The sequence below is a fragment of the Dactylosporangium sp. NPDC051541 genome (genome assembly GCF_044454505.1).
Lineage (GTDB): Bacteria > Actinomycetota > Actinomycetes > Mycobacteriales > Micromonosporaceae > Dactylosporangium.
Genome location: NZ_JBITDU010000005.1, coordinates 522,528 through 544,830, shown reverse-complemented (window position 1 = coordinate 544,830; position 22,303 = coordinate 522,528). Strand labels below are relative to the sequence as shown.

Below are 22,303 nucleotides of genomic sequence, written 5' to 3'. Positions count from 1 at the left end.
GCTGCCCGTACAAGAACCACTTCGATCGCACAAGTGCTGGCCCCGCGCACAATCGCATTGCTTGACTCTTCTCGGGTTTGCCGAACCACGAGGAGGAGCACGTGTCGTACCCCCGCAAAACGGCATCCGTCGCGGCGCTGGCGCTGGCCGCCGGCGCCCTTGTCGCATTCACCCCCGTCGCGGCAATGGCCGCGCCCGGCGTCACTCCGGGGTTGGTCAACCTGGCCCTCGGGCCCGGGCAATCCGCGGACGTCGCCAAACATGTGGAGACGGCTCCCGTACCGCCGAAGCCGGACATCGTGTTTCTGGCCGATACCACCGGCAGCATGTTCGACCCCATTGCCGACGTGCGGGCCAACGCCGGCTCGGTCATGGGTCAGATCGCCGCGGCCCAGCCGTCCGCGCAATTCGGGGTGGCCGAGTTCAAGGACGTCGACGACTCGGCGCCGTTCACGGTCCGCCAGGACATCACCGCCGACCAGGGCGCCGTGCAGGCCGGGATCGACCAGTGGTCGGCCGACGGCGGTGGCGACCTCCCCGAGGACCAGCTCAACGCGCTGTACAAGCTGTCGACGGGGGCCGTGAACTTCCGCACCGGCGGCACCCGGATCATCGTCATCTTCGGCGACGCGCCGTCGCACGATCCGAGCATCGGCCACTCCCTGGGTGACACGATCGCCGCCCTCAACGCCGCGCACATCCGGGTCGTGGCGGTCGATGTCGGCGGGATGAACGCCGGCGGCCAGGCCGAGGCCATCACCTCCGGTACCGGCGGCGTGTACCTGCCCAATGTGCCGGCCGGCGAGGTCAGCGCGGCGATCCTGGCCGGCATCTCGGCGATCACGGTGAAGGTCGCACCGTCCACCTTCGACTGCGGCCCGAGCCTCGCGGTCACGTTCGCGCCGGCCGAGCGCACCGTGGACAGCGGGGCCACCGCCGACTTCACCGAGCACGTCGCGGTCGCCCCCGGTACCCCGGCCGGCACCTACCAGTGCAAGGTCGACTTCAAGGTGGACGGCATGAGCCAGGGCGCCGCGTTCGTGGAGACGATCGCGGTCGTCGTGCGCAACCTCAGCATCAACGACGTCTCCGTCAACGAGAACGCCGGCACCGCGAGCTTCACGGTCGCCCTGAGCGGGCCCGCGTCGCCGCTGCCGGTGACGGTGCAGTACGCCACCGCGAACGGCACGGCCACCGCCGGCGCCGACTACACCGCGACGAGCGGCTCGCTCACGTTCGACCCGGGCCAGACCAGCAAGGCCATCGTCGTGCCGATCGTCAACGACACGACCGACGAGCCGGCCGAGACCTACACGGTCGCGCTGGCGAATGCGAGCGGCGCCGGGATCGCCGACGGCAGCGGTCTCGGCACGATCGTCGACGACGACCGCAACGGCACGTTCTCGTGCACGTCGCGGGTGCTGCGGGTCGGGCCGCTGACGTCGCCGGCCGCGAACCCGGCGAACGTCCCGTGCGCCGACGACGCCAAGACCGCCGCCTCGCTGTCGCTGACGTCCGGGCTCGTCACAGTACAGTCGACGACCTTGAATGCCACGACGGCGCTCACGCCGGACGATCTGACCACCGCGCCGGCGGCCGGTGACAACGGCACGGCCACCGCGTCGGTCCAGACGGTGAAGATCACGGTGGCCGGCCTGACCCCGACGACGATCGAGGTCGGCGTCATCCAGGCCAAGGCGTCGGCCACCTGCGGCAGCGGCGGGACGGCGACCTTCGCCGGCTCGTCGTCGATCGCCTCGCTGAAGATCAACGGACTGGCGGTCCCGGTCGGCAGCGCGCCGCTGACCGTGCCGCTGGTCGTCGGCTCGCTGAAGCTCAACGCCACGACGACGACGGCGACGAGCGTGACCCAGGAGGCGCTCGCGCTGCACCTGCCGGGGACGGACGTGGTGATCGCCTCGGCCCACGCCGACGTGGAAGGCAACCCCTGCCGCGTCTGACACTGTGAACGGAAGGGCGGGCCGGCCTCCGGTCCGCCCTTTTCAGGAGGCCAGGGCGTCCGGGACGAGACCGACGCCGGAGGCGACCCCGAGGGCGTTGTGCAGATCGGTGACGAACCGGTCGACGCGTTCCCGCGGAACCCCCGGCATCAGTACCGCGTGTGCGTTGCCGAGCTCATCGGTGGCCAGGGGCCAGCGTTCCAGCAGCGGCTGCGGCGGCCGCGGGAAGACGACGGTGAACGCCCGGGACTGCGCCCGCCAGGCCGGCCAGCCGATGCCGCGCAGCTGCTGCTCCAGGTAGCGGGCCAGGGCGCGGGCGTTCTCGGCCCGGATGCGCAGGCCCGGGCGGCCCCAGTAGCGCAGCAGGTACCACAGCCACAGCGGTGCGTGGCCCGAGCGGGAGCCGGTGATGGTGCTGTCCGGGGCGGCGGTGTACGTGATGTCGCCCCGGTCCGTATGGCGGTCCGCGAGGGCGACCACCACCCCGCACGGAAACGGTGTCGCCAGGAACTTGTGGCCGCTGACGGCGATGCTGTGGGCGCCGTCGGCGAAGGTGAACGCGGGCCGGCCGATCGGGTCGTCCAGGCCGAGCGGGACGCCGGCGAGGGCGGCGTCGGCGTGGACCCAGCGCTGGTCCGCGTCGACCCCGGCGGCGTCGAGGGCCCGGCCGATGCGGGCCACGTCGTCGATCGCCTCGGTCATCGTGGTACCGACCGAGGCCACGACGATGACGCCGGTGCCGCGCCGGTGCCGCTGGTGGCGGACCACGGCCGCGTGCAGCAGGTCGTAGCGGATCTCCCCGACCGCGTCGGTGGGGATGACCCGGACCCGCATGCGCAGCAGCTCGGCCGCCTTGGCCACGCTGTAGTGCGCGGCCGCCGAGCAGTAGACGGTCGGCGCGGCCAGCTGCCGCCGGGCCTGCCACAGCGCCCAGTGGGTGCTCTCGGTGCTGCCGGTGGTGACGTACCCGTGCCGGTTGTCCAGCGGCGCGTCGAACAGGTCGGCCAGGAACCCGATGACCTCGTACTCGAGGTGCTTGGTGTGCATCCGGTAGGCGCCGCCGGGCGCGAACGGATGCCCGACGTTGTTGAGCAGCAGGCGCTCGAACGGCGCCAGCGGGCTCATGTCGGGCAGGTCCGTCGCGCCCGGGAAGCCGAGGTCGTAGTCGCGGTGCTGGAGCAGGTCCGCGTGTAACTGGTCCAGCCGGCCGAGGACGGTCGGGTCGCCCGGCAGGAGGGGGTTCATCGGGGCCGCGATCCGTGGTCGATGATCCGGCCGATCTCGCCCATCCACCGCCACACGTGGTACATGGGGTCGGACTCGGGCGTCTCGGCGATGGCCGGGTTCCAGCGCCAGTGCATGCTCGGCGTGCCGTACTGCAGGTTGCCGTCGCGCACCGAACACTCCACGGTCATGGCGTTGAACTGCTGTTCGCCGCCGCGGTCGAGGACCAGCATCGTGCCGTCGATGAGCCGGGCGTAGCAGCGCCCCGGCAGGTCGGCCTCGCTGCGGGCGGTGCGCTGCGCGGTCGGCCAGTCGCCGTAGGGCGTGTCCAGCGTGACCACCCCGATGCCGGCGAACACGGCCTGGCCGGACATGTCGTCGGTCTTGTTGCACATGTTCGTGCGCGGGTCGAACCGCGGGTCACCGGCGAAGCCCTCGCGGGCGTGCTGGGCCAGGCCGTAGAGCAGGTGCGGCAGCGACGCGGCCTCGTCGTCGGCGAGGAAGATCCGGGTCGCGGTCCGCAGCTGGTCGTAGAGCTGGCCCGACGGTTCGCAGTAGAACAGCGCCATGCCGTGCGGGGCGAGCGGGTCGCGGCGCCGGCGCTCCCAGGCGTGCCGGGCGTGCAGGAACGAGAAGCGGCGCAGCCGGGCCACGATCGCACCGCGGTAGGTGGGCGTGATGTCCACCGTGGGCGGGGCCGGGGGCTCATAGGCGCTCGGGCCCGGGCCCGGCGGCTGTGAGTGCCGGGGGCCCGGAATACGCGGCTCGGCCTCATACGGGTACCCCTGCGAAGGCGGTTGCACTTCACTGGTGCGCTCGATGGCCCACCACGGCACCCCGGAGGAGTCGCGGGGGTTCTGGTTGGGCTGCGGGCTCTGCGGATTCCAGTCCGACGACATGGTTGCGCGCGGCTCAGACATCGAGGTCCTGGAGGCGCTGGTCGAGCACCCGCAACGGGTCGGGCCGGCCCTTGCCCACCTCGGCCAGCACCGATGCCCGCCGGGCCCGCATGGTGAAGCCCCAGACGACGCCGACGACGATGGTGAGCACGACCGCGGCCGGGATGATGGCCTGCGCCGGGGAGTCGTCGGCGATCGCCAGCAGCGACGACAGGTGCGACACCATGATGGCGAGGACGCCGACGCCGCCGATGACGCCGAGCGAGGGGAGCACGGTCGTGGTGAACAGGCCCTCGGTGCTGCCGCCGCCGCGGCGGTAGAAGCGGATCGCGCCGGCCGAGATGAGCACCAGCATGACCAGGATGCCGACGGCGCCGGCGGCGGAGAACCAGGTGAAGATGACGCCGATCGGGTCGGCCCCGGCCGCGGCGAACAGGCCGACGACGACCAGCGCGGAGATGCTCTGCACGATCGAGCCGCCGGTCGGCGCGCCCTGGGCCCGGCCGCTGGTGCCGGTACGGGCCAGCCAGGCGGGCAGGACGCCCTCGCGGGCCATGGCGAAGAGATACCGCGCGATCGTGTTGTGGAACGAGAGCATCGCCACGGTGACGCTGGTGACCAGCAGGAGGGTCGCGAGGAGGCTCAGGCCGCTGCCGTACCACTGGTCGAAGAGCCCGAACGGCAGGCCGGCGTCCGGGTCGGCGGCGGTCGCGGCGATCTTCTGGTCGCCGACGGCGACCGCGAGGGCCCAGGCCGAGAAGCCGTAGAACAGCGCCATGAACAGCACGGCGGCCAGGGTCGAGCGGCCGATGCTGCGGCTGGTGCGGACCTCTTCGGAGTAGGCCGGGGCGGTGTCGAAGCCGATGAAGGCGGCGATGCCCAGCGCGAACGCGCCACCGATGCCGGGCGCCCAGAGGCCGCTGACGCTGATCGGCGCGGTGGTGATGGAGCCGCCGAACGGGTGCGTGAAGCTCGCGATGTCGAACAGCGCGATGACGGCGAGCTCGACGCAGAGCACGGAGCCCACGACGAACGCCGACAGCGAGACGTGCAGCAGCCCGCAGACCGACACGATGAGCCAGATGAGCGCCGACCACAGCAGCCAGGGGCCGCCGACCAGGCCGGCGATCGTGACACCGATCAGGCCGTACAGGCTCATCTGGATCGCGGAGTAGAAGACCAGGGCGAGCGCGCCGCCGGTGAGGCCGGCGACGGGCCCGAAGGCGTGCGCGAGCAGCGCGTAGGCCGGGGCGGCGTGCGGCACCGTGCGGGACATGGCCACATATCCGACCGCGAGCAGCCCGAGCAGGCCGCCCAGCAGCGGGAAGGTCAGCGGCGTCGCGGTGAGTCCGGTCGCGGCGTAGGTCGCGACGATACCGCCGGCCAGGACGGCCATCGGGGAGCTCGCGCCGACCTGGAAAAGCCAGACGCCGCCGCCGCTCATCTTGCGGCGGGTGAGGCCCTGCGTCGTCACCGAGGACCTCCGTCCACAGTGGTCTTGACCTGGGCATACGTGGGCGCGGATGTTGCGGAAGGACGCATCGCGGCGCGTTCTCCAGTTCCAGGCTGGGGGCCGAAAAGCATCCGACCACGGCAGTCAATGTGATAAATGTCGCTGCGCAGTCTATCGGTGTGGATCTCGAACCGGATACCTAGCTGAACCGAGGGGAATTTCACATTGCGCGCCGCCATGATCACCATCTGTCGACCTCGATGTTCGCCAAGTGGAGATCCTTTGTCGAGTCGGCGATCCGATCGGAAAACCGGTACGAACGTCGATCAAAGGAGTCCGTCCGACGGGAACATGCCCAAGATCCAGCTGAATAATCAGGGGTCTCGAACCGTCTCCGCGAGGGTCGCTACTCGTCCAGCCAGTTGAGCGTGCCGGGCTCGACCGGCGGCGGCTGCGGTGGCTTCGGCGCGAGCGGCGCGAACACCGGGCGGCGGGGCGGCGGCGGTGGCAGCGGGGGCGGCTCGGGAGCGGGCTCGGGCTCTTCGTACTGGTCGTACTGCCACGGCTCGGCGGTCTCGAACTCGAAGCCGTCGACGGGCATCGCCTCGACCCGGATCCGGGTGACGGCGGGCGCGGGGGTGCGCAGCGGGCGCAGTGACAGGCGCGGTGCCGCCGGCCGGGGCGGCGGTGCCACCGGCGGTGCGGCCGGCGGTGGTAGTGGTGGTACCGGCCGGTTCGTCGACGGCGGCCGGCTGAACACGCCGGCGGCGGTCTCGCGGGTGACGAACTGGTCGCGCACGGGCCGGGGAGGATCGGCGGCTTCCCGGTCCTCCTCGCGGTGTCGCCTGAACCTGACCACGCGCGGCACCTCCTCGGCGTCGGTTTCGGCGTGAGGCGTGGTGGCTTGCCCTGATGTACGGACGCGAGCCGTGCCGGGATCAGGGGTTACGCGACCTCGCTGACCGTGACCGCTTCCATACCGCGCACGACGGCCTCCAGCATCGCCGGCGGGATGTGCCCGGTGTCGCCGCAGATATCCAGGTCAACGGTGTGCGGGTCGGCCTCGATGGTCAGGAACAGGCGCTCGTTGGGCCGGTCCTGGCGGGCGATCCAGGCGAACGTCGACTCGCCCGCGGCGGCCTGAAAGTTACCCGGCTCGGCGTCCACGCTCGGCGCCCGCCGGTCATTGAAGTAGCACGCTATGTCGATCGGCGCACCGCGCTCCGCACCGACCCGGGCGATGAGCGCGTCCAGGTCGTCAGGGTCGAAATACGCGTGTTTGTACGCCACGAGCGTGCGCTGCCCCGTGAGTTGGACGGCCTCGGCGAACGGCCGGTCCGCGACGTCGAGGACGCACAGGGCGGGCTGGCTGACCGGGCTCACCGACTCCGCGAGCGCCCGCCGGAACCGGTTGTTCACCACCACCCGCACGACCACGGGATGGATGCCGGTCGTCTCGGCCAGAGCAACCGCGAAAGCCGTCAGCAGTACTGTCGAACGGTCGGCCCCGGTCCGGCGAGCGATCTCCTCCGCGGCCAGGTGCAGCGCCCGCGACCGGAACCGGGCCTGCCAGTGCCGGGGCGTGCGGGCGTCGACCGGCCCCGGGAAGCGCTGCGGGTCGATGGCCCGCAGGACCTTCTCCCAATACCGCAGCGCCGCCGCCGACTGCCGCCGCCCCGCGTCCGACGCCTGCCACTCGGCCTGCTCCAGCGGCGACATCGCGGTCGGCTCGGGCAGTGCCTCGCCCGCGTGCCACTTCGCGACCTCGCCGGCCAGCACGAGGCCCCCGAAGCCGTCGTTCACCAGGTGGCACACGACGGTGACCTGGTGCGTGAGGACGCCGTCGCGACGGATCACCGCGGTCCGGACGGGCCAGTCGCGTTCGAAGTCGAACGGGGTGTCGTGCAGCCGCCGGCTGACCCGCGCCGCCACGGCCTCGGGCTCCTCGGCGCCGGCGTCGACGACCTCGAGCTCGACCGCCCCTTCGGCCGCGAGGACCTGCAGCGGCGGACGGCCCTCCCGCCGGCGCAGGCGGGTCCGCATCGACGGGAAGCGTTCCATGATGAACCGCAGCTCGGCCGCCACGTCGTCGAGCGTGCGGCCGGGCGGCAGGGGCAGGACGATGCCCATCGGCATCCAGGTCTGCTGGCGCACCATGCCGCCCCAGAGCTCGCGCTGGCCCCAGGACAGAGCGGCGGTACCGCTGCCAGGTCCTTGAAACGACACCACGATCGACTCCGCCATTCACGGGAGTCTACGTGGGCGCGCTCCCACGGTCGGTTTCCACCTTCGCGTTGTTGAGCTCGCGGAGGCGTTGAATGCGCTCCGTCAGGTCGGCCGTTATCTCGTCCGGGTCGGCTCCGCCCTCGATCGCGTCGGACCGCGCGGTGCGCAGCTCGCGGTGCAGCAGTTTGGCGAGCCGGTCGTCCGGCGGGTCCGCAGCGTGGGAGGCCATGCACTCATGCTGGCAGATCCCCGGCGGCGTGGGCACGTCCCGCGCGCCATCCCGCCCGCTGATCGAGTTGTGCACGAACGGCTCGCGCGCCCGGCCTTTCGGTCATCGACCGCCGCCGACGCCATTGCCGGAACCGGTGTGGCCTGCACCGGATCTGGGAGCGGTCCCGGACGGGGTCGTTCGTTCGCCAACGACCGATCCGGAGAATCGGGGGCGGCACTGGCCCGTATCGGTGCGCTCACCGTCCGGAAGGATGAAACCGGCCCGGCTGACTGTGCGCGCATGCACCGAAACGGCCCGTGCATTCTGAAAAGGCGGAATGCCAGACTGGGCTCGCCATTCACCAGGCAATACCCACCAACTCCGACCGCGTGTCGAAGGGATTCGCCATGCCTCGATCCGGGGTGGCCACGGCCGACGAGATCCGCCGACTGGCCCGGCACGGCGAGCTCGCCGTGAGCGTCGCGAACGCCGACTCGCAGGAACGGCACCGGCTCGTCGGCGGCACCTACAGCGTCGCGTTCCCGGTCGTCTACAGCGGCCTGACCCGCGGGCTGGAGAAGCGCCGCGGCCACAACGGCTGCGCGATCTCCGTCCGCCACCTCACCGCCGACTGCCTCGACCGGTTTCAGGACGACGTCGAAGCGGTGGTGCACGACGTGGTGCGCCGGGCCGTCGAGCCGATCGCCGACCTCGACGCCTGGATCGGCGGCCTGCTCACCTCGGCCACCGTCGACGGCCACCGGCGCCGCCGCGGCGCCATCGGCGCCCTGCAACGCCCGCGGCCGCCGAAGTGGCTGGTCGCCGCGATCGGCGCCGACCGGTGGCTGGTGCACCTGGCCGTGCAGATCCTCGTGTGGGCCGGCCACCCGTCGACCGCCGGCGCCGAGGTCTGGCCCACCGCGACCTGGGCCGAGGAGCGCGCGCTCATGACCGGCGACTGGGGCGCGGTCGCCGACGTCCACCGCGACATCGACACGGTGCTGCGGGCGATGCGGACCCGGCCCGCGTGGTACGAGCGGTACGTCGAAGGCCCGCTCGGCCACAAACGCGCACCCGTCCCGTGGTTCGAGCCCGAGACCGTCGACGGGACGGCCGAGCGCGCCCTCGACCTCGTCGGGGCCGGGGAGCGGGATGAAGTACACCTGCGGGATCTGGCCCATGAGGCGATGACCGCGATCCAGGCCCGGCTGCGCTCCGGCGAGGACGCCCCGGCCGCCGTGGCCGACGTCGTCGAGCTCGTCTTCGGCAGCGGCGGCCGCCCGTCGATCGATCGGCTGCCGTTGGACGCGGACCTCGGCGGCGAGCACGTCTCCCGGATGATGCGCGACCGCGCGGCCCGCGACCGCATCACGGCCGCCGTCCTGACGATCCTCGCCGACCTCTGAGTTTCCTCCTGGCTGTTTCCGATCCGTCAGTGACAGCTCGGCGGGTGCTGCCGCATCCGCCCTGTGACGGCGAAGGAACGCCAGGAGGAACTATGCGGGAACCATCCGAACTGATCACGATCTTTCCGGTGTTTTTGCTCGTCGACGTCAGCGTCTCCATGGCCGGTGCGCCGATCGAGGCGCTCAACAAGGCACTGCCCGAGATGCGGCGGGAACTGCAGTCCGCGCCGACCGTCGGCGAGACCGTCCGCATCGCCCTGGTCACCTTCTCCGACGAGGCCCGCACGGTGATCCCGCTGTCCGACCTCGCCCACACCGAGATCCCCGAGGTGCTCATCGAGGGCGGCACCAACTTCGCCGCCGGGCTGCGCGGCGTGCGCACCGCCATCGAGGCCGGGCTCGGCGCCCTGCCGAAGGGGACCCCGGTGTACCGCCCGGTGGTCTTCTTCATGAGCGACGGCGCCCACCAGGCCCGCGAGGACTGGGGCCCGGCGCTGCAGCAGCTGCGCGACCCGCACTGGCGGTTTCGCCCGGAGGTGGTGAGCTTCGGCTTCAACGCCGCCCAGGACGACGCCCTGCGCCAGATCGCGACGAAGTTCGCCTTCCGCGCCAAGGACGCCGACCCGGCCACCCAGGTCCGCGCCATCATGACCGCCCTGACCGGCACCATCGCCACCACCTCGGCCGGCTTCCGCGACGCCACCCGCGCGGGCGGCGCCCTCCACCTGGAAACCCCGCCCGACCACTTCACCCAACTGCCGCCCTTGACGGTCTGACCCCCGCCCGACGACTTCGCACCAGACGACTTCGCGCCCGGGCGCCGACGAGGGGGCGGCACCCGGGGCGGCGGGAGCGGTCCGTCAAGGATTGATGTGAGTGATGCGCGCGGGTTTGGGCGTAGCGACGAGGATGTGGCCGCTGCGGTTGTCGAGCTGCGGCGGATGGCGGTTGAGCGGCCCGAGCGGGGGTTGCGGGCGGCGGCGCTGGTCGGGTTCATCATGGGGGCGGAGCCGGGGCGGATGACGGCTCGGATCCGGCACCTCGACGAGTTGCTGGAGATGACGGCGGGGCGGGTGCCGGAGACGCCGGAGTGGGTGCGGGTGCGGGGCTGTGCCCGGGCCATGGCGCTCATGTCGGCGGTGGCCGAGCATCGGGTCACGGATCTGGGCTGGGCGCTGCGGCGGCTGGACGAACTGCGGGTCGAGGCGGACGGGCAGCCCGGGGCGGAGCAGCTGTTCGCCATGGCTCGGGCCGGGCTGGAGACGCAGCAGGCCATGGCCGGGGGTGACATCGCCGCGATCCGGGATCTGCCCGCCACCATCGCGAAGATGCGGGCGGGGGCGGCCGGGAACACGGCGGCCGAGGCCATCGGGGTGGTGCTGGGCAAGGCGGCCGAGGTGGCGGCGGCTCAGCAGCGGGGGGAGGACTTCTTCGGGCCCCTGGCCGAGCTGCGGGCGGCGGCCGATGCGCTGCCGGAAGGGCATCACCTCCGGGAGCTGGTCGAGCAGATGACCTCGCTCATCGGTGAGCCCGGACCGGGCGGGCCGCAGAGTCCGGCCGGTGGGTCTGACCCGGCCCTGGTGCACGCCGCGGCCGGTGGGCGGTTGTTCGACGGTGGGGCCGAGACCGACCTGGGCCGGATCGACCTCGGGATCGAGGAGTTCCGGCAGGCCCTCGCGGTGTCGGGGGCCGGACCCGGGCAGCGGGCGTTCTTCCTGTTCTCGCTCGCGCTGGGGCTGCTGCGGCGCAGTGAGCTGACCAACTCCCTGGCCGACCTGCGCGAGGTCGAGGAGCTCGTCCAGCAGGCCCTCGTGGCCGCGGGCGGGCCGCAGCACCAGCTCTGGCCCGAGCTCAACGAGATGCTCGCGCACACCCGGCAGCGGCTCGGTGCCGAGAGCTCGCGCAAGCAGGCCCTCGAAGGGCTGCGGGCGCACACCTGGCAGGTGCTGGTGCAGTCGGACCTGCCGGCCCGCAACACCGCCGCCCGGGACGCCGCCACGAACGCCGTCGACGTGGCCCGGCTGTGCATCGCCGAAGGCGACCCCGACGACACCATCCAGGCCCTCGACGCCGGCCGGGGGCTCGCGCTCTACGCCGCGACCGCCACCGCGGACGTCAGCGCCCGCCTGGCCGCGGCCGGGCTGTCCGACCTCGCCCGGCGGTGGCGGGCGGCGGCGGCCCTGGGGCCCGAGCGGGTGCCGGCGGGCCTGCGGCGGGAGGTGCTGGCCGCGCTCGGCGAGCACGACGCGGCCGGTGGGCTGCTCGACCCGCCGAAGCCGGCCGAGATCCGCGACGCGCTGCTCGCCCTCGATCTGGACGCCCTGGTGTACCTGCTGCCCGGTGCCGCACCCCACCCCGGCCACGCCATCATCACCACCGCCGCGGGCGAGTCCGGCATCATGCCGCTGCCCAGCCTCATGCTCGGCTCCGGCCTGGCGGTGGAGGCCGACCTGGCCGCGCTGCGCGTCCGCGGCCTGACCGACCGGGACCTGGCCCCCACCGACACCGACCGGCTGGTCGGCGGGGTGAGCCGGCTGTGCGACTGGGCCTGGCGGGCCGCGATCGGGCCGCTGCTGGAGCGGGGTCTCACCGGCGTCGGGGTGGACCGGACGCTCCCGCGCGTCGTCCTCGTGCCGGTGGGCGAGCTGGCCCTGATTCCCTGGCCGGCCGCCCGGCGACCGAGCGACGGCACCTACGCGGTCGAGCTGGCCGAGTTCTCCCAGGCCGCGTCCGCGCGGATGCTGTGCCACTCGGCCGGGCTCGCGCCCGTCCCGCCGTCACCGGTCGGGCTGGTCGTCGGCGACCCCGACACCGAAGGGCACGGCATTGACCTGCCGGCGGCGCGGCTGGAGGCGTTCGCCGTGCAACAGACGTTCTTCCGGGCCGGGCGATACCTGGGGCGCCGGCCCGATCTGAAGGCCAACGCGGGCGGGACGGGTACCGCCGGGCAGGTCCGATCGTGGTTGACCGACACCGGGCCGGCCGCCGGGGCGATGCTGCACCTGGCCTGCCACGGCCTGATCCGGTCCGACCCGGGCGCGGCCACGTCCTACCTGCTGCTGGCCGGCGGGGAGCGGCTGGCCGCGGAGGAGCTCGCCGGCCTGATGGCGGCCGCCCCCGCGCGGGCCGTCGGCCTGGTGGTGCTGGCCGCCTGCCGGACCGGGCAGTCGATGTTCGGCTACGACGAGGCCTACAGCCTGGGCACCGCGTTCCTGGCCGGCGGGGCCCGCACCGTGCTGTCGACCCGGTGGCCGATCCCCGACCTGGCCACGTCCGCGCTGATGTTCATGTTCCACCGGTACCGGGTGGTCGGCGGGCTTCCGCCGCGGGCGGCGCTGCGGGCGGCCCAGCTGTGGATGGTCGATCCGGGTCGCGAATGGCCGCCCGAGATGCCGGCTCCGCTGCGCCGGGTGCTGGACCCGGCCCACCTGCCGAAGGTGGCCGCCTGGGCCGGCTTTGTCCACTGGGGACAGTGAGGAGCGATCATGACCGACGCGATGGACGCGCTGCGGGACGACCTGCGCGGCCTCGAAGGGGCGGCCCGGACGCGCCCGCTGATGGAGCTGGGCCGGCTGCTCGCCGACGACTACTGGCGCAAGGGGCCCGGCTCGCCGGCCGCGCTGCCGTCGCTGCACGAGGCGGTGGACGTGCTGGACGAGGCGTACCAGTACCTGGACCCGGCCGACGTCCTGCGCGGCAACGTCGCCGGCATGCTCGGCGGCCTCTACGCGGTGCGGCACGTGGCCCACGCCGGTGCGGTCCAGGATCGCGAGCGGGGCATCTTCCTGCTGGAGGAGACCCTGTCGTTCCCGACGCTGCCGGCAGTCCTGCACAACTTCTCCCGGGTGTACCTCGGCCAGCTGTACATGCGCCGCGCGATGGACTCCATGCAGGGCGAGGCCGTCATGCAGGCGATGCTCACCGGCCGGCCGCCGGCCACGGCCGCCGACGCCGACCGCGCGGTCGCCTGCTTCCGCGCGATCCTCGACGCGCCCGTGCGCAACGCCGAGCTCATCAAGGTGGCGGAGGCGATGCTGACCGCGGCCGAGGCGGTGCAGACCCTGATGGGCGGCTTCGGCGGCGGCCCCGGCGGCTTCGACCTCGGCCGGATGATGGCTGCCGTGGAGCGCATGCAGGGCCTCCAGCAGCAGGCCGCGGGCGCCGGCGGGGTGCCGTTCATGCCGTCCGTGCCCAACATCTTCGACGCCGACGACCTCGCCCGCCGCGACCCGCTGGACCGCCCGACGACCGTCATGACGGGGGCGGTACCGGCGCCGGAGTTCGTCCCCAAGCCGCGCCCGGCCCCGGTGGCAGTGGACGTCGACGGCGCCCGCCGGGACCTGGCCGCGCGGCTCGACCGGGCCGGTGGCGCCCGCGCGGCGCTGGACTCGGCCGGGCCACCGGACCTCGACGACCTGGTCGCCCTGGCCACCACGGTCGTGCACGGCGGCGGCACCGGCGCCGATCGGGTGCGGCTGGCGCTCGTCCTGCACCTGCGCGCGGTCGCGGCCGAGGACGACGAGTGGGGCGGCGCGGCCCAGGACACCGAAGCGGCGGCGGAGGCGCTGGCGGCGGCCGGGGCGGTGCCGGACGGCGACGTGGAGCTGGCGCTGGAGCTGGCCGCGCGGCTCGGACGCCCGCAGCTCGCGGCCGGTGCGGTCGCGCCGGTGGCCGCGGCGCTGCGGACGATCGGGGCCGGGGCACTGGTGCTGCCGCTCGGCGGGCGCGTGCTGGTCGTGGACGCGGCGACCGGCGGGGTGGCCGCGGCGCCGGCCGAGCTGCCGGAGCGGATCGTCGTGGTGGGCGACGACGCGGCCGGCTGGGGCGGCGACCGCGTGGTCTCCACCGTGGCCTCGCTCGCGCAGCTGGTGCGCCTGGCCGCGCGGGCGCCGCGGCCGGTGACCGGCGACGCCGTGTTCGTCGCCGACCCGCGCGGGGAGCGGGGCGGCCTGGAGTGGGCGAGCGTCGAGACGATGCTGCTGCGGCGGCTGCTCTATCCGCGCTCGATCGGGCTCGGGCACACGGTGGAGTACGTCGACGGCCCGGGTACCGCCGACGAGGTGCGGGCCCACCTCGGCGCGTCGATGCTGTTCCTCGGCTGCGGGATCGCGCCACCGGGGGTGCTGCGGCTGGCCGGGCCGACGGAGCTGGACCTGACCACCCTGACCGGCGCACCGAGCGGCGGCCTGGCCATCCTGCCGCCGCTGGAGGGGTTCCCGGCCGTCGCCGACGCGCTGCTGGCGGCCGGATTCACCGGCGTCGTCGGGTGGCGCCGCCCGGTCCCGGCCCCGGTCGCCACGGCGCTGCTGTTCCTGCTGCACCTGCGACTGGTCGACGACGGGCTCGCGCCGGCCGAGGCGGTCCGGGCGGTGCGGGCCCACGTGTGCGCGGCCGACCCGAAGCCGGTGCCGGGCCTGCCCGATCACCACGCGGCCACCCTCGCCGCCGGGGACGCTTCGGAATATCTCGACGATTTCGAGTACCGCGGAATCTGAACGCTTGTCCCCGACGGGCAGCCGGAATGGCTCGTCCGTTCGGTGCGAAGGTGGCGATGACCGAGGGTGGGCCCGGCCGCGCGCAGGATGACAGGTGCCGGAAGCCGCGAAAGGATGGCCCCATGACGGGACCCAGCCAGATCTTTGTCGGCCGGGACTCCGAGTTGGCGCAGCTCGAGGCGAGCCTGGCCGATGCGGTCGCCAACCGGCCCGCGACCGTCATGCTCGGCGGCGAGGCGGGCGTGGGCAAGAGCCGGCTGCTGCGGCGGTTCGTGGAGGTGGCGCGGGGGGAGCGGTACGGCGCCTTCGTGCTCGTCGGCCGCTGCATGGACCTGGCCGGGGGCGCGGTCCCGTACGCGCCGCTCGTGGACGCGCTGCGGCGGGCCCGGGCCGGCGGGGCCGAGGCGCTGAGTCTCGGCGGGTCGGCCTACACCGCGCTGTCCGGGCTGATCGCGGACTTCACCGGGGAGCAGCCGGCCGTCGGGGCGACCGCGCCGGGCGGGTCGCAGCTGCAGGTGTTCGGGGCGGTGATGCGGCTGCTGGAGCAGGTCGGTGAGCAGGCGCCGGTGGTGCTGATCTTCGAGGACGTGCACTGGGCCGATCCGTCGACATTGGACCTGGTGGCGTTCCTGACGCAGGCGAAGTCGGCCGAGCGGCTGCTGCTGGTGTGCAGCCACCGCACCAACGACCGGCACGGCAACGCGCGGCTGGCCACGCTGCTGGCGGAGCCGCAGTTCGGGCTCTCCACGACGCCGATCGAGCTGGGCCGGTTCAGCCGCGACGAGCTGCGCGCCTTCCTGACCGCGGCCGGTCCGGCGGTGCCGTCGCGCTCGGAGGTGGACCAATACTTCCAGCTCTCCCAGGGCAATCCGCTGTTCGCGGCCGAGCTGCTGCGCACCGGCGCGACGGCGGCCCCGGGGGCGGCCTCGGTGCCGGAACGGCTCCGCGCGATCGTCCTGTCCCGCTATCAGGAGCTGTCGCCGGACGCCCAGCAGCTGATGCGGGTCGCGGCCGCGGCCGGGCAGCGCATCGGCGGGCCGCTGCTGATGGCCACCAGCGGGCTGCCACCGCAGCGGCTGCTGGAGGCGCTGCGCGAGTGCGTCGACGGGCACGCACTGGTCGTGGACCGGGCCGACGGCAGCTACGTGTTCTGGCACGCGCTGCTGCGCGAGGCCGTCTACGAGGACCGGATCCTGCCGCTGGAGCGGGCCCTGCTGCACGCCCGGATGGCCGAGGCGATCAGCGCCGACAACGACCTCGGCCAGGTCGCCGGCCTGACCGCGAAGGCCGCGCTGGCCTACCACTGGTATCAGGCCGGGCGGAAGCGGGAGGCCCTGGCGGCCGCGATCGACGCGGCCGAGGCGGCGGTCGACGCGCGGGCGTATCACGAGGCGCTGCTGCTGTACCGCCGGGCCGTGGAACTCTGGCCGAAGGTGGCGGAGCGGGACCGGCCGGGTGTCGAGTGGACCCGGCTGCTGACCGACGCCGCGGACGCCGCCCGCTGGGCCGGTGCGGTCGCCTACGCGGTCACCCTCATCGAGGCGGCGCTCACCGCGGAGCCGGGCGCGGAGCTGTGGGAGCGGCTCGGCAGCTACCGGTGGGAGGCGGGCGACTATCCGGGCTCGGCCGAGGCCTACGAGCGGGCGGCCGCGCTGATGGAGGGCCGCCCCGGCGGGACGGTCATGGCCCGGGTCCGCAACGGGCAGGCGACCGCCGCGCTGCACGACGACCGCTGCACCGAGGCGCGCGACCTGGCCGACACGGCCCGGGCGATGGCGGCCGAGGCCGACGACCGGGCCACGGAGAGCCGGGCGCTGGGCATCGCCGGGCTCGCCCTGGCCCTGCTGGGCGAGCCGGAGGAGGGCGTCGAGCGGCTGCGGGAGTCGATCCGGATCGCCCAGGCCATCGAGCACCTCGAGCACCTGTTCCGCGGCTACGCCAACCTCGGCGTCGCCCTGGAGATCGCGGGCCGGCTGCGGGAGTCGGTCGACATCGCCATCGAGGGCCGCAACCACGCCAAGCGGCTGCGGCTCGACCGGGCCAAGCAGGGCGCCGTGCTGGCCAACAACGCGGCCGCGACCCTGGTGCTGCTGGGCCAGTGGGACGAGGCCCTCGACATCATCGTCGAGGAGCTGGCCGACCGGCCCGTCAGTGAGACCCTGTTCCTGCGCCTGACCCTCGCCGACATCCAGGTCGCCCGGGGCCAGTTCGACGCGGCCCGGGCCACCCTCGGCGAGATCGGCGGCCAGGCCTCGCCCCGCTTCGGCGGGCTGCGCGCGGTCTGCGCGGCCGAGCTGGCCTACTGGGAGCGCCGACCCGCCACCGAGGTGCTCGCCCGCGTCGACGAAGGTCTCGCGGCCCTGGAAGGCGCGCAGAACCCGGCCGTGCGGCTGCAGCTCTACGCGGCCGGCCTGCGCGCCCGCGCGGACGAGAGCGACGCCGGGTTCCGCCCCGGCAGTCCGGGCTCCCGGGAGCCGGCCCGCGGGCACGCGGCCGAGCTGCTGCGCCGGGCCGAGGCCGAGGCCACGCCGGTCGCCCGCGCGCTGCCCGAGGTCCGGGCCCTCATGGCCTGGTGCGAGGCCGAGCGGGACCGGGCCGCCGGGATCGCCACCCCCGAGCTCTGGGCCGCCGTCGCCGCCGCCTGGGACGAGTTCGGCCGCCCCTACCCGGCCACCTACGCCCGCTGGCGGGCCGCCCTCACGGCCTGGCAGAAACAAGACCGAAGGACGGTCCGGGGGTACTGCCGGCAGGCCCTCGCCACCGCCGACGACCTCCGCGCCCGGCCGCTGGTGGCCCGGCTGGAGGAGCTCGCGAAGGCCGCCGGGTTCGACCCGCGCCCGCGCGACCCGGAGGCCACCACGGCCCCCACCGGCCAGGCGGCCGCGCCCGCGCGCCCGCCCAACCCGCTCACCCCGCGGCAGCGCGAGGTGCTGCTGCTCGTCGAGCGCCCGCTGAGCGACCGCAAGATCGCGCTGGAGCTGGGCCTCTCGGTCAAGACCGTCAACCGACACGTGAGCGACGCCATCACCAAGATCGACGGCGCCGCGGACCGTCAGGATGCCGTAAGGATCGCGCGGCAGCGCGGTTATCTCGACGACTAGCCACGGCGGCTACTGCAGAGGGGAACATCGTGCGGCGGACGGCATTGCTCATCGGCGCGCAGACCAGCGGACTCACCGGTGTCGACTTCGACGTGCAGTCGATGGCCGGTGCGCTGGAGCGGCAGCGGTTCACGACGGTCACGTGCACCGGCCCCCAGGCCACCCGGGACGGCATCATCGCCGCCTACGACCGCCTGATCGACGGGGCCGGGCCGGACGACGTGTGCTTCGTCTACTACAGCGGCCACGGCGGCCTGGTCCGGCCGCCGGTCGACGACCCGGACGGGCCGGACGGACTGACACTGCCGGAGCGGCAGTTCATCGTGCCGAGCGACTTCGAGGAGACCAAGGACGGCGACTTCCGCGGGATCACCTCGATCGAGCTGTCGGTCAAGCTGGCCGAGCTGACCCGCCGGACCGGAAACGTCGCGGTCGCCTTCGACTGCTGCCACTCCGCGCACATGACCCGCGATCTGGACCTGCGGCCGCGCGCCCTGCTGCACTCGACGCACTACGACGCGATCGGGGAGCACCTCGCCGGGCTGGAGCGGCGCGGCCTGCGCAAGATCGCCCGCGACCTGGAGGGCAACCGCGAGGCCGTGCGTCTGATGGCGTGCGAGCCGCAGCAGTCGGCCTACGAGTACACCAACGCGAAGAGCGTCCGCACCGGCGTCATGACGGAGTCGCTGGTGCTCGCCCTCGACGAGGTGGGCGCGTTGCCGGTCACCTGGTCGACCGTGGCCGAGGTGGTCCGGCGGCGGGTGACCACGCTTGTCGCGGCCCAGTGGCCGGCCGTGGAGGGGCCCTCCGGGCGGCTGCTGTTCACCACCGAGGAGCTCGGCGCGCTCGCCTCGCTGCCGGTGGTGCCGCGCGGGCGGGACGAGATCGAGCTGCGCGGCGCGGCGCTGCTCAACGTCCAGGTCGGCGACGAGTTCGCGATCATGCCGGCCGGCGCGGAGCGGGCCGACGACGCGACGAAGCTGGCCGACGCCGAGGTCACCGCGCTCGGGCCGATGACGGCGATGGCGACGCTGCGGCCGGTCGCCGGGCGCGTCGAACCGGCCCGGCTGTCGAACGACACCGGCCTGCCGGAGGGCGTGCGGGCGCACCGGACCCGGTCGCTGGCCCCGGAGCTCCCGGTGCGGCTGCCGGACGCGGGGTCGTTCGCCGCCGACCTGCGCCGGGCCGTCGAGTACAAGGCTCTGGTGCGGGTGGCCGCACCGGGGGAGGAGACCACGGTCGAGGTGCGCGCGGACGCGGAGGGCCGGATCGCTGTGCACGACCGGATCGGGCGGCTGCACCCGTGGTACGTCGCCACCGAGGCCGGCATCCTGGACGTCGCCGACAACCTGCAGCGGCTGGCGAAGGCCACCGCGCTGCGGACCCTCGGCGACAGCGAGGCCGTCCGCGAAGGGTTCGACCGGGTCACCGTCGAGTGGGGCCGGGTCGTCGACGGGCAGATGGTGCCGGCCGAGCCCTCGGGCAGCGTGGTGTACGTGGGCGAGAAGGTCTACGTGCGGGTGCGCAACGACACCGACGAGAAGGTCTACGTCTCCCTCGTCGACATCGGGCTCACCGCCCGGATCACCCTGCTGACCTCGTCCGACACCGGCGGCATGCGGATCGGCCCGCACCGGGAGTACATCTTCGGCCGCGACGCCTTCGACAACTCGGTGCCGGGCGTGGCCCCGGACTGGCCCGTCGGCCTGGACACCGACGCCGCCCGCCCGGAGCTGATCCTGGCCATCATCACGGCCGAGCCGCTCGACGTGTCGATGCTGGAGCAGCTGCCGATGCGCGAGGCCAAGAAGCAGCTGGTGCCGTCCGGCGGCTCGAGCCTCGAGCAGATGCTCACGCAGCTCGGGACCGGCGAGACCCGGGACCTGCGCAACCGGCCGCCGAGCATCCGCTACGCCGTGCGCGGCATCGACTTCACGCTCAGCCCGGCCCGGCCGCCGGCGCCCGAGGCCGGTGGCTTCCTGGTCGACGACCGGCCCGAGCCGTCGGTGCGGATGTTCGTGCCGCGCGGGCCGGCGCAGCGGTCCCGGCGGGTCGCCGTGCGCATCGACGACCTGGTGGTGCACAAGAACAAGGCGCTGTTCGGGGCCGACGTGCGCCTCGACGCGCTGGTGCTGACCGGCGGCGACAAGCCCGACGAGCCGGTGTACCACGTGCGCACGGAACGGTTCCCCAACGTCCGCGACGGGGATCGGCTGCCGCTGGACCAACTGCTCATGTATCACGGCCCGGCCACCGACTTCCTCGACCTGGCGGTCTGGGTCACCCGGGACACCTCCGGCAGCCTCGCACTGAGCGACATGCTGCGCCAGGAGTTCACCAGCCACGATGTGCAGGTGGCGGGGGTACAGCTGGCCAGTCTCGCCCTCACCGCGCCGCACGCCGCGCTGGCGGTGGGTGCGCTCGGTGCGGCCACCGTCATCGGCAACGTGGCCTACAAGCTGCTCCTGGGCGTGACCGGGACCAGCATCGGGCTCTACCGCACGTCGCTGCTGGCCCACGAGGACTTCGGGATCGGGCCCGTGCCGCACTTCCGGCACGCGCAGGACGTCTCATTCGCCTTCAGCGTCACCGACGTGTCCTGAAGCCGGCCGGACCCGGGCCGGCTGTCCGTCAGGAACACGCGTAAGGACATGACCCCCACCGAAGGGAGACAGCCGTGAGCGGCAAGCAGCTTATCGTCGGGGACTCGCACTGGGGCATCGCCGACGAGGACGCGTTCGAGGTCGCGAAGAAGGTCCAGGACGCGTTGGCCAACGGCACCGTGGCCGACCTGGACCTGCTCAACGACGCCGGCCAGCCGGTCAAGGTCTTCTTCAACGGCAAGGTCGTGGCGACCGCCGTCATCGACAACGGCGGCGACCCGCGGCCCAGCGAGTACTCCTGATCCTGCTTCCCTGACGCAGGCGGCGGCCCGGGCATCCTGCGAGCCCGGGCCGTCGTTGTCCCACCCCCGCAGGGCCGGTTGCCCACTACCCAGCCCGGTACCGGCGCCTGTCCGATTTGCCGGAATTGATAGCCTTCTCGGCTCGGTCCGGCCTGGGTAGTTCTTCCCGACGAATGCGGCCCGGAATCTCCCTAACCTCATCGCCATCACAGCGATTCCCGGTTAGGCCCCGCCGGCCCTCGCGGAATTCCCGGCCACCAATTGCTCAGCGTTGCGCGCACCGGCCAGAAGGTGCGCTGATGCACGCTGCCCGAAACACCTTCCCCCGGCGGGGCGGACCGGCATGCCGAAGGAGCACGCCGTGCACGTCCACAACATCAGTTACGGCGACTGTCTGCTGCGCGAGCTGGCCAGTTCGGGGCGGCTCGCCGACTACTACGAGGCGGCGCCGCCGGCCGTGCGCCGCCAGCTGCACCGGGCGGCCTTCCCGATCGTCGGGCCGATCGTCTTCCAGCGCATCACGCGGCGGGTCGAGATCAAGCGCGGCCACCTCGTCTGCGCGGGCTCGATCGACCGGCTCGAGCCGGAGTGCCGGGATCGCCACCACGACGACGTCGAAGCGGTCCTCTTCGATCTGTTCCGCAAGGCCCGCGTCCCGGTGGCCAACCTGGAGGGGTGGATGGTCGGCCGGCTCAACGCGGCGACCGTGGACGCCCACCGCCGCCGCCGGGGCGACCGGGGCGGGCTGCAGAAGGTCCGGGTGCCGCAGTGGGTGATCAAGGGCCTGGCCGGCGACGCGTGGCTGACAATCCTCGCCCACGAGCTGCTGACCTGGGTCGGCGTGGCCGCGACGGCCGGCACCGACCTGTGGCCGATCGACGCGTGGGTCGAGCGGCGGGCCCGGGAGACCGGCGACCACCGCTCGGACGAGCGGACCGTGCGGCAGGAGATCGAGACGGTGCTGAGCGTGATGCGCAAACGGCCCGGATGGTACTGCGACTACGTCGAACGCCCGCTCGGGCGCAAACAGGCGCCGGTGCGGGCGGTGCCGGCCGCGCTGCGGGACACCCCGGGGCGCCCGGAACGCCCGCTGCCACTGGTCGAGCGGCACGACATCGACGAGTCCTACCTACTCGACCTGGCCGCGCTCGCGATCGACGCGCTGCGCCGGCGCCTGCGCCGGGGCGAGGACCCGCGCGCGGTCGTGACCGAGGTGATGACGCTGGTCTTCGGCGACCAGACGGGGGCCGACGAGCTCGACCTGATCCCCGGCACCGGCTCCCTCACCACCCAGGCCGCGGAGCTGGTCGCCGACGCGGCCACGGTCGACCGGGTGGTCGCGATGGCCCTGGAGCACCTCGGCCTCGCCGACTGAAGGACCGCCCACGACGCCTTGCTGACGGACCGCTTTGATCACCATCC

General features: G+C 73.6%; 15 protein-coding genes. 9 read left to right on the top strand and 6 right to left on the bottom strand.

Annotated features, from left to right (window positions below):
• The first annotated feature begins 101 nt into the window (after window positions 1–101).
• A complete protein-coding gene (locus tag ACIA8L_RS26230) occupies window positions 102–1,961 on the top strand; it encodes a choice-of-anchor P family protein (protein ID WP_395908952.1) in 1,860 nt (619 codons plus the stop codon).
• Window positions 1,962–2,003: 42 nt separating this feature from the next.
• Here ACIA8L_RS26230 and ACIA8L_RS26225 read toward each other — a convergent pair whose 3' ends face one another.
• From ACIA8L_RS26225 to ACIA8L_RS26200, 6 genes are all read right to left on the bottom strand, one after another.
• The gene (locus ACIA8L_RS26225; RefSeq protein ID WP_395908951.1) at window positions 2,004–3,206 is read right to left on the bottom strand and encodes a pyridoxal-dependent decarboxylase; all 1,203 of its coding nucleotides are present in this window, start codon (window positions 3,204–3,206) and stop codon (window positions 2,004–2,006) included.
• Complete coding sequence (locus ACIA8L_RS26220; protein ID WP_395908950.1) at window positions 3,203–4,105, bottom strand: hypothetical protein; 903 nt, start codon at window positions 4,103–4,105, stop codon at window positions 3,203–3,205. The genes ACIA8L_RS26225 and ACIA8L_RS26220 overlap by 4 nt, the downstream gene beginning before the upstream one ends.
• Window positions 4,098–5,558 (bottom strand): APC family permease, encoded by a 1,461-nt coding sequence (locus ACIA8L_RS26215; RefSeq protein WP_395908949.1) that lies wholly within the window; start codon window positions 5,556–5,558, stop codon window positions 4,098–4,100. The genes ACIA8L_RS26220 and ACIA8L_RS26215 overlap by 8 nt, the downstream gene beginning before the upstream one ends.
• Window positions 5,559–5,943: 385 nt before the next feature.
• Window positions 5,944–6,396 carry a hypothetical protein gene (locus ACIA8L_RS26210; RefSeq protein WP_395908948.1) on the bottom strand — a complete coding sequence of 151 codons (453 nt, stop codon included), beginning with the start codon at window positions 6,394–6,396 and terminating at the stop codon, window positions 5,944–5,946.
• An 86-nt stretch (window positions 6,397–6,482) separates the two neighbouring features.
• Window positions 6,483–7,781, bottom strand: coding sequence for a condensation domain-containing protein (locus tag ACIA8L_RS26205; protein WP_395908947.1), 1,299 nt, complete (start codon window positions 7,779–7,781; stop codon window positions 6,483–6,485).
• Between the two features lie 10 nt (window positions 7,782–7,791).
• Window positions 7,792–7,992: a hypothetical protein gene (locus ACIA8L_RS26200; RefSeq protein ID WP_395908946.1), complete on the bottom strand. Its 201-nt coding sequence runs from the start codon at window positions 7,990–7,992 to the stop codon at window positions 7,792–7,794.
• Between the two features lie 389 nt (window positions 7,993–8,381).
• Between ACIA8L_RS26200 and ACIA8L_RS26195 the strand changes: the two genes are divergently transcribed.
• From ACIA8L_RS26195 to ACIA8L_RS26160, 8 genes are all read left to right on the top strand, one after another.
• Window positions 8,382–9,380 carry a hypothetical protein gene (locus ACIA8L_RS26195; RefSeq protein WP_395908945.1) on the top strand — a complete coding sequence of 333 codons (999 nt, stop codon included), beginning with the start codon at window positions 8,382–8,384 and terminating at the stop codon, window positions 9,378–9,380.
• A gap of 92 nt (window positions 9,381–9,472) precedes the next feature.
• On the top strand, window positions 9,473–10,156 hold the full coding sequence (locus ACIA8L_RS26190; RefSeq protein WP_395908944.1) for a VWA domain-containing protein: 684 nt from the start codon (window positions 9,473–9,475) through the stop codon (window positions 10,154–10,156).
• A gap of 135 nt (window positions 10,157–10,291) precedes the next feature.
• A complete protein-coding gene (locus ACIA8L_RS26185; RefSeq protein WP_395908943.1) occupies window positions 10,292–12,856 on the top strand; it encodes a CHAT domain-containing protein in 2,565 nt (854 codons plus the stop codon).
• Window positions 12,857–12,865: 9 nt separating this feature from the next.
• Window positions 12,866–14,875, top strand: a complete 2,010-nt coding sequence (locus tag ACIA8L_RS26180; protein WP_395908942.1) for a hypothetical protein — start codon at window positions 12,866–12,868, stop codon at window positions 14,873–14,875.
• A gap of 122 nt (window positions 14,876–14,997) precedes the next feature.
• Entirely contained in the window at window positions 14,998–17,976 is a 2,979-nt protein-coding gene (locus ACIA8L_RS26175; RefSeq protein ID WP_395908941.1) for an AAA family ATPase, read from the top strand.
• 29 nt (window positions 17,977–18,005) lie between these two features.
• Window positions 18,006–20,579 carry a caspase family protein gene (locus ACIA8L_RS26170; RefSeq protein ID WP_395908940.1) on the top strand — a complete coding sequence of 858 codons (2,574 nt, stop codon included), beginning with the start codon at window positions 18,006–18,008 and terminating at the stop codon, window positions 20,577–20,579.
• A 74-nt stretch (window positions 20,580–20,653) separates the two neighbouring features.
• Window positions 20,654–20,881: a hypothetical protein gene (locus tag ACIA8L_RS26165; RefSeq protein ID WP_395908939.1), complete on the top strand. Its 228-nt coding sequence runs from the start codon at window positions 20,654–20,656 to the stop codon at window positions 20,879–20,881.
• Window positions 20,882–21,242: 361 nt separating this feature from the next.
• Window positions 21,243–22,256: a hypothetical protein gene (locus ACIA8L_RS26160; RefSeq protein WP_395908938.1), complete on the top strand. Its 1,014-nt coding sequence runs from the start codon at window positions 21,243–21,245 to the stop codon at window positions 22,254–22,256.
• Window positions 22,257–22,303 lie beyond the last annotated feature (47 nt).

Bases quoted from the DNA above. Each gene is read 5' to 3' on its own strand.
- ACIA8L_RS26225 (WP_395908951.1), bottom strand. From the start codon at position 3,206: ATGAACCCCCTCCTGCCGGGCGACCCGACCGTCCTCGGCCGGCTGGAC.
- ACIA8L_RS26220 (WP_395908950.1), bottom strand. From the start codon at position 4,105: ATGTCTGAGCCGCGCGCAACCATGTCGTCGGACTGGAATCCGCAGAGC.
- ACIA8L_RS26205 (WP_395908947.1), bottom strand. From the start codon at position 7,781: ATGGCGGAGTCGATCGTGGTGTCGTTTCAAGGACCTGGCAGCGGTACC.
- ACIA8L_RS26200 (WP_395908946.1), bottom strand. From the start codon at position 7,992: ATGGCCTCCCACGCTGCGGACCCGCCGGACGACCGGCTCGCCAAACTG.
- ACIA8L_RS26195 (WP_395908945.1), top strand. From the start codon at position 8,382: ATGCCTCGATCCGGGGTGGCCACGGCCGACGAGATCCGCCGACTGGCC.
- ACIA8L_RS26190 (WP_395908944.1), top strand. From the start codon at position 9,473: ATGCGGGAACCATCCGAACTGATCACGATCTTTCCGGTGTTTTTGCTC.
- ACIA8L_RS26180 (WP_395908942.1), top strand. From the start codon at position 12,866: ATGACCGACGCGATGGACGCGCTGCGGGACGACCTGCGCGGCCTCGAA.
- ACIA8L_RS26175 (WP_395908941.1), top strand. From the start codon at position 14,998: ATGACGGGACCCAGCCAGATCTTTGTCGGCCGGGACTCCGAGTTGGCG.